The organism is Mesorhizobium sp. (genome assembly GCF_004962925.1).
Classification (GTDB): Bacteria; Pseudomonadota; Alphaproteobacteria; order Rhizobiales; family Rhizobiaceae; genus Mesorhizobium.
In genome coordinates, this window is sequence record NZ_SUEO01000317.1 from 1 (window position 1) to 5,082 (window position 5,082).

Here is a 5,082-nt window from a genome sequence, read left to right on the forward strand (position 1 = left end):
CGCGCCGCGCAAATCTTTTGCTGGCCTTTGGTCGCCTTCACCGTTTCGGTGCGGATCAAGCCGCAGCTTTCCAGCACCTGAACGTTTGTCGCGCCCGTCGACTGCGGCAGCGATAGCGCGTCGCTGATCTCGTTGACGTTGAGCGGCCCGCGCGAATGGAGAAGCTTGAGAATGTTGATGCGCACGCGGGAGGAAAGACCCTTCAGCACCTCCAGTCCATCCGTGGCGTTGATCGTCAAGTGGTTGCCATGACCGTTGCGTGGGAGGTCCATAGGATGTCCAAAGTATGTGGTCCCATAGCATCAATGTTTTTGGATGCAGTTTGTTCAAAACGGCCGCGCTGGCTTATAGACGTCTCCAAAATTGCAGCGGTGGCTTTGCCGGCCAGAGCGTCCGGAAGCTCCTATCTTTGACAGCTCCATCCGAGCACCCGGATTTGGGAAACGCGGTGCGATTGTGTATTTGGATCGCGAGCTCGGAAAGGGGCGGTATTCTGGATGATCGATGATATAGGCAGATCCCCGTCCATCAACTGGTTATGAATGTAATAGATCCTATGAGGGAGGTGGATAGCGATCCGCGCTGTGACAAGTGAGGTCGCTTTCAATCAACACCTTACTCTGGAGAGGCCGAACATGCTCGCTGCGAATGAACGACCTGAAGCGCCGACCGCTATCCGCATTGATCTTGGCGCAATCTTCGTCTCATTGGAACTCAGCCGTTCGAAATGGCTGATCACCTCGCTGTCGCCGGGCGGCGGCGAGAAGATGTCGAAACATGCGGTGGCGGCCGACGACATCGCCGGCCTGCTGGCGCCGTTTGCCGAGCTCAAGAGGAAGGCGCAGGCACGGACCGGGCGCTGCTTCCCCATCATCGTGATCCAGGAGGCCGGGCTCGACGGCTTCTGGATCCATCGCGTGCTGCAGGCCGAGGGCATCGAAAGCCACGTCGTCGATCCGGCGTCGATTGCCACCTCGCGCCGGCGGCGGCGGGCCAAGACCGACAAGATCGACGGTGAGACGCTGGTGCGCGCGCTGCTCGCCTATAAAAGGGGCGAGCCGCGCGTCTGTGCGATGCTGCGGGTGCCGACGCCCGAGGAAGAGGACCGTCGCCGCATCTCGCGTGAGCGCAAGGCGTTGACGAACGAGCGCGTACGCCACGTCAATCGCATCAAGGGCCTGCTGTTCAGCCAGGGCGTATCCGGCTACCAGCCGCTGCGCCGCGACCGGCGCACGCGGCTCGAGGAGCTGAGGACCGGCGACGGCCGACCATTGCCGGCGCATCTGAAGATGCAGATCAGCCGCGAACTCGATCGGCTGGAGCTGCTGATCGGACAGATCAAGGCAGTCGAGGCCGAGCGCGACGCCATGCTCGCTGTCGCGCCGGTCGGCTCTGCGCATTTCGCTGATTGTGAGCTGCCGGCACCGGCGATGCTGCTCGCCTTGAAAGGCATCGGGCCGGAGTTTGCCGTTGTCTTGTGGTCGGAGGGGCTGTCGCGTCATTTTGACAACCGACGACAAGTTGCTGCCTATGCCGGCCTTGCGCCGACACCCTGGCAGAGCGGCTCGGTCGATCACGACCAGGGGGTTTCGAAAGCCGGCAATCCAAGGCTGCGAACGACGCTGATCCAGGTGGCCTGGCTGTGGCTGCGCCATCAGCCGCACTCAGCTCTCAGCCTGTGGTTCAAGCAGCGGGTGAAGCAGAACGATGGTCGTCTGAAGAAGAAGACGATCGTGGCACTCGCCCGCAAGCTGCTTGTCGCGCTGTGGAAATACGTCAATGCCGGCGTCGTCATCGAGGGGGCCCTGAGAGGACCGCCTGATCCCCGATCGCAACCGAATTCCTCAATCTTCCAGGACCCGATCAGTCCTGGCGGATCCAGGTGGGACGAATCGCAGTTGAGTATGGCTTCAAACGCCGCTTGATAGAATGGTCTCGTCCTCCTGAGCCCTTGTCCGCCGCAAGCGGGATGTTGGTTCCGCTGTCTCGAACAGCGACCGTATATAAGTTGGATCTGGCTTGGCAACGAGCCGCGTCTTGCAATCGGGCTCAGACCGTGGATGCCGCAACAACCGACGGAAAGCAAAAAATGTCACCCTGACGACAGTTCCACATTGACGCTCCTCATATAAGTTCAACCCAACGATATCGACGTACTCAGGGTTTCCTCCGAGTTCTGGCCGGCTGCGGCCGGAGATGAGATCGAGGGCTTCAAATTGGGCGAGCGTATACTGACGTGCGAACTGTACGTCCTCCTTGGGAACGCGGGATCAGTCTTTGCCGCTTATACCCTCTGGAAAACCCGGGCAGTTGTGCGTATCGGGAATAAGCTTCGCACGTGCGTCTCCCGCATCGAAGACGATTACTGAACGCAAAAACCGGGCGAGATAGACCGCCGCCGCAAGCCCTGCCGGGCCTCCCCCGACAACTGCAACATCGAACGCCTGTGGGCTGGTAAATTTAAGCATGCTGCCGAACGAGCGGCAAAGACTATTGTTCCTAAACGAGCCTTGCAGTTTGATAGGCGCAGCATGGCCGCGCAGAAGGGCTCAGATCGATCGCGCCGCTATTGCAGGTGCAGGTGGGCTAGCGTCCTGCATGACGGGTCAGCCTGCGGCGCGCGGCGCCGGAACGACACCAAAGACTGATTTCACCCGCAACGATCTCGCATGCGTTCGGCTCCAGGAAATGCGTGCATCCGGCCATCGGTCGCAAGGACGACACGAAACCACAGGTAGCCGTACGCCGTCCAAGCGGCCATGGAACCGCTCGACCCGTCAGGCCGACCGCGGTTTGTAGAAGCGCAGCGGCGACCCTTATTTGGAGAATCCTGATAAAGCGCCAGAGGCTGCCATCTGCAGTTCGGTCGACCAGACGCATGACGCACTGATGGAGCTCTACCGCTCTCGCTTCAGCGAGCAAGTCGAGGCGGTGAGGACTGAAGAGGTTCTGGAGAACTGGCGCTAGCCGGAGGCTCCGTGGGAGACAAGATCATGAGAACCATGTTCGGGACAACGGGCTTACGATCGCCCTGGTGGCGATGTTCCTGTTCAGCGCCCTCGGCATGATCTGGTCGGGGCATTCTGCCTACAATGAAGAACTTCGTGAGCATGGCTCGGCAGCGATCGGACTGTTGGCTTATTTGAAAAGCGGCGACTTCCTCTCGGCGCTCTTCGAAAACTGGGAAAGCGAATTCCTGCAGATGTCGGCCTATGTCATGCTGACTGCAATGCTGTTCCAGCGCGGTTCCGCCGAGTCTCGTGATCCCGATGATCCCAACCGGCCCGAGGACGAACTTCCGACCGCCACCCGCAGGCGCAACCCGATCCTGTCGTGGCTCTATTCATACTCGCTGGGCTTGGCGCTGGCCCTGCTGTTCATCATCTCATTTGCCTTGCATTGGGGGGCGAGCCTGGCGGCCGCGAACGAGGAGGCGCTTCGGCACGGCGGCGAGGTTCAATCCCTGGGAGACTATCTTCTCGACGCCCAGCTATGGTTCGAGTCCTTTCAGAACTGGCAGTCGGAATTCATGTCGACGGCCGTCCTGGTCCTGCTGTCGATTTTCCTACGCCACAAGGGCTCCCCGGAATCAAAGCCAGCCGGCGCGTCAAACTCCGAAACCGGCGCATGAGTCTCCGCGTGCAGGCAACGATCGCTATGCTTCGGCAATCAGGCGGTGCCGGAAACGGTCGCGAAAGTGGTCGTTGAAGAACCGGCCCTTTACGGAGGCGTTTCGGAACGCCGCATAGGTCTCCGGCGGCACAGCCTCGTAGTCATAACGCCTGCCGCTCGCGACGAACCACACCGAGAGAACCCTTCTCCGGATCGTACTCGGTCTTACACGATAACGGCCTCTATACGAGCGGCTTTGGCATGTAGCGGGTGATCACCGTGTCCTGCCGGAACCGCCGTTCTAGCTCGGCGCGCCGTTTGCGCCAGTCCGGCAGGTCGATATCATCCACCATCACTTCGAAGATGACGATATCATCTTTGCTGGACTGCTCGCCATCCTGCCACTGACCTTCCGCAGGCGCCTGCAGATAGGCCATGACGCCTTCGAAACGGCTGGCCAGGGTCTTCCTTCACACGGTCGAAATCTTCCCGGCCAAATGGGCGACCGATGTTGTCCGCGCGGGGAAGCAGAATCTGGACGAGGTGCATGGGGACTGCTCGCTGAAAAGCGGTCACCGATTCCAAAGAACGACGCGTTCCCTTGCCTGGTCGGAGCCGCTTGACCTTCGCGGGCCGGCGAGACAGTCGGCGAGCGATTTGCGCCGCCCGCCTACCGCATCAGGCCCGCTGCCCGCAGGGCATCCTCGATGATCTTATTCACGCCAGGTTGGCCCGATTCCGGGTGACGCGGGAACTGATGGACGGCAGTCGACGGTGGGGGCTTCGTCTTCGCATTTTCTATACCTGGCGCCGGTGACTGGGGTAGTGGCGGTTGGTTGACGGGCACTTGCGGCCTCGATTTCCGGGAGGCGCTTTCATCCGTGGCCGCGATCCCCCAGAACTGCGCGATCTCGCGTGTGGAGGCGATGCCGACATCATTCATTTAAGGCCCCGGAGCACCGAGGCCGTTGCGGAGCGGCGTGCCGTGGCCCATCCCGGCGATCATATTGATTTCGATCAAGGCTCCTCCCGCGCCGTTACGCCAGACCTGCTTTGCGTGCGGTCCGGCAGCTTCCCGATGCGTCGGCGCTTTCTCTAGCCGATGGACTCCCCGCCATTGGCCTGCGATCGCTTCCGCGTTGGAAGGCGAAACCGTGTGGTCAGCGGCACCGTGCCAAATCGAAATCCTCGGCCACGGTCCCCGATGATCCGATGCGCCGCGGAGGGCCCGTTGCAGATCCTGTTCCGAAGGACCGCCGTGGCCGCGCATGCGATCGAAGGCCTCCGGGATTGTCGTTGCGCTGCCGTAGGGCAGGCCGGCAATTAACGCGCCGCCGGCAAACACTTCCGGATAGGTCGCCAGCATGGCCGCTGCCATTGCGCCTCCGGCCGAGAGGCCGGTGATGAAGATTCGCCTTCGGTCGAGACCGTGGGTGACGACCATCGTCTCGATCATCTGGCGAATCGAAA

Annotated in this window: 7 protein-coding genes and 1 pseudogene; 3 read left to right on the forward strand and 5 right to left on the reverse strand. The window is 61.2% G+C overall.

Features of this window, described 5'->3' with window-relative positions; all coding sequences use genetic code 11:
- Positions 1–272, reverse strand: a 272-nt coding sequence (locus E5W87_RS33735; protein ID WP_292407774.1) for a helix-turn-helix domain-containing protein, incomplete at its 3' end; no start/stop codon positions are given.
- 363 nt (positions 273–635) lie between these two features.
- On the opposite strand from E5W87_RS33735, the gene E5W87_RS33740 reads away from it, so the two are divergent.
- Positions 636–1,925: an IS110 family transposase gene (locus E5W87_RS33740; protein WP_292407777.1), complete on the forward strand. Its 1,290-nt coding sequence runs from the start codon at positions 636–638 to the stop codon at positions 1,923–1,925.
- A gap of 348 nt (positions 1,926–2,273) precedes the next feature.
- On the opposite strand, the pseudogene E5W87_RS33745 reads toward E5W87_RS33740, so the two are convergent.
- Positions 2,274–2,468: pseudogene (locus E5W87_RS33745) on the reverse strand (FAD-dependent oxidoreductase); the annotation flags it as partial.
- Between the two features lie 352 nt (positions 2,469–2,820).
- On the opposite strand from E5W87_RS33745, the gene E5W87_RS33750 reads away from it, so the two are divergent.
- On the forward strand, positions 2,821–2,967 hold the full coding sequence (locus E5W87_RS33750; protein WP_292407780.1) for a hypothetical protein: 147 nt from the start codon (positions 2,821–2,823) through the stop codon (positions 2,965–2,967).
- Positions 2,939–3,631: a DUF6766 family protein gene (locus E5W87_RS33755; protein WP_367118906.1), complete on the forward strand. Its 693-nt coding sequence runs from the start codon at positions 2,939–2,941 to the stop codon at positions 3,629–3,631. The genes E5W87_RS33750 and E5W87_RS33755 overlap by 29 nt, the downstream gene beginning before the upstream one ends.
- Before the next feature lie 24 nt (positions 3,632–3,655).
- Here E5W87_RS33755 and E5W87_RS33760 read toward each other — a convergent pair whose 3' ends face one another.
- The 3 genes from E5W87_RS33760 to E5W87_RS33770 all read right to left on the reverse strand — a co-directional run bounded on the left by E5W87_RS33760 (position 3,656) and on the right by E5W87_RS33770 (position 5,068).
- Entirely contained in the window at positions 3,656–3,805 is a 150-nt protein-coding gene (locus E5W87_RS33760; protein WP_292407783.1) for a KTSC domain-containing protein, read from the reverse strand.
- Positions 3,806–3,854: 49 nt separating this feature from the next.
- Positions 3,855–4,049, reverse strand: coding sequence for a hypothetical protein (locus E5W87_RS33765; protein ID WP_292407786.1), 195 nt, complete (start codon positions 4,047–4,049; stop codon positions 3,855–3,857).
- 506 nt (positions 4,050–4,555) lie between these two features.
- Positions 4,556–5,068, reverse strand: a complete 513-nt coding sequence (locus E5W87_RS33770) for a PHB depolymerase family esterase (protein WP_292407789.1) — start codon at positions 5,066–5,068, stop codon at positions 4,556–4,558.
- Positions 5,069–5,082 lie beyond the last annotated feature (14 nt).

What these genes read in the sequence shown, in the direction of transcription:
- E5W87_RS33740 (WP_292407777.1), top strand. Translation starts at nt 636, where the DNA reads ATGCTCGCTGCGAATGAACGACCTGAAGCGCCGACCGCTATCCGCATT.
- E5W87_RS33765 (WP_292407786.1), bottom strand. Translation starts at nt 4,049, where the DNA reads ATGGCCTATCTGCAGGCGCCTGCGGAAGGTCAGTGGCAGGATGGCGAG.
- E5W87_RS33770 (WP_292407789.1), bottom strand. Translation starts at nt 5,068, where the DNA reads ATGATCGAGACGATGGTCGTCACCCACGGTCTCGACCGAAGGCGAATC.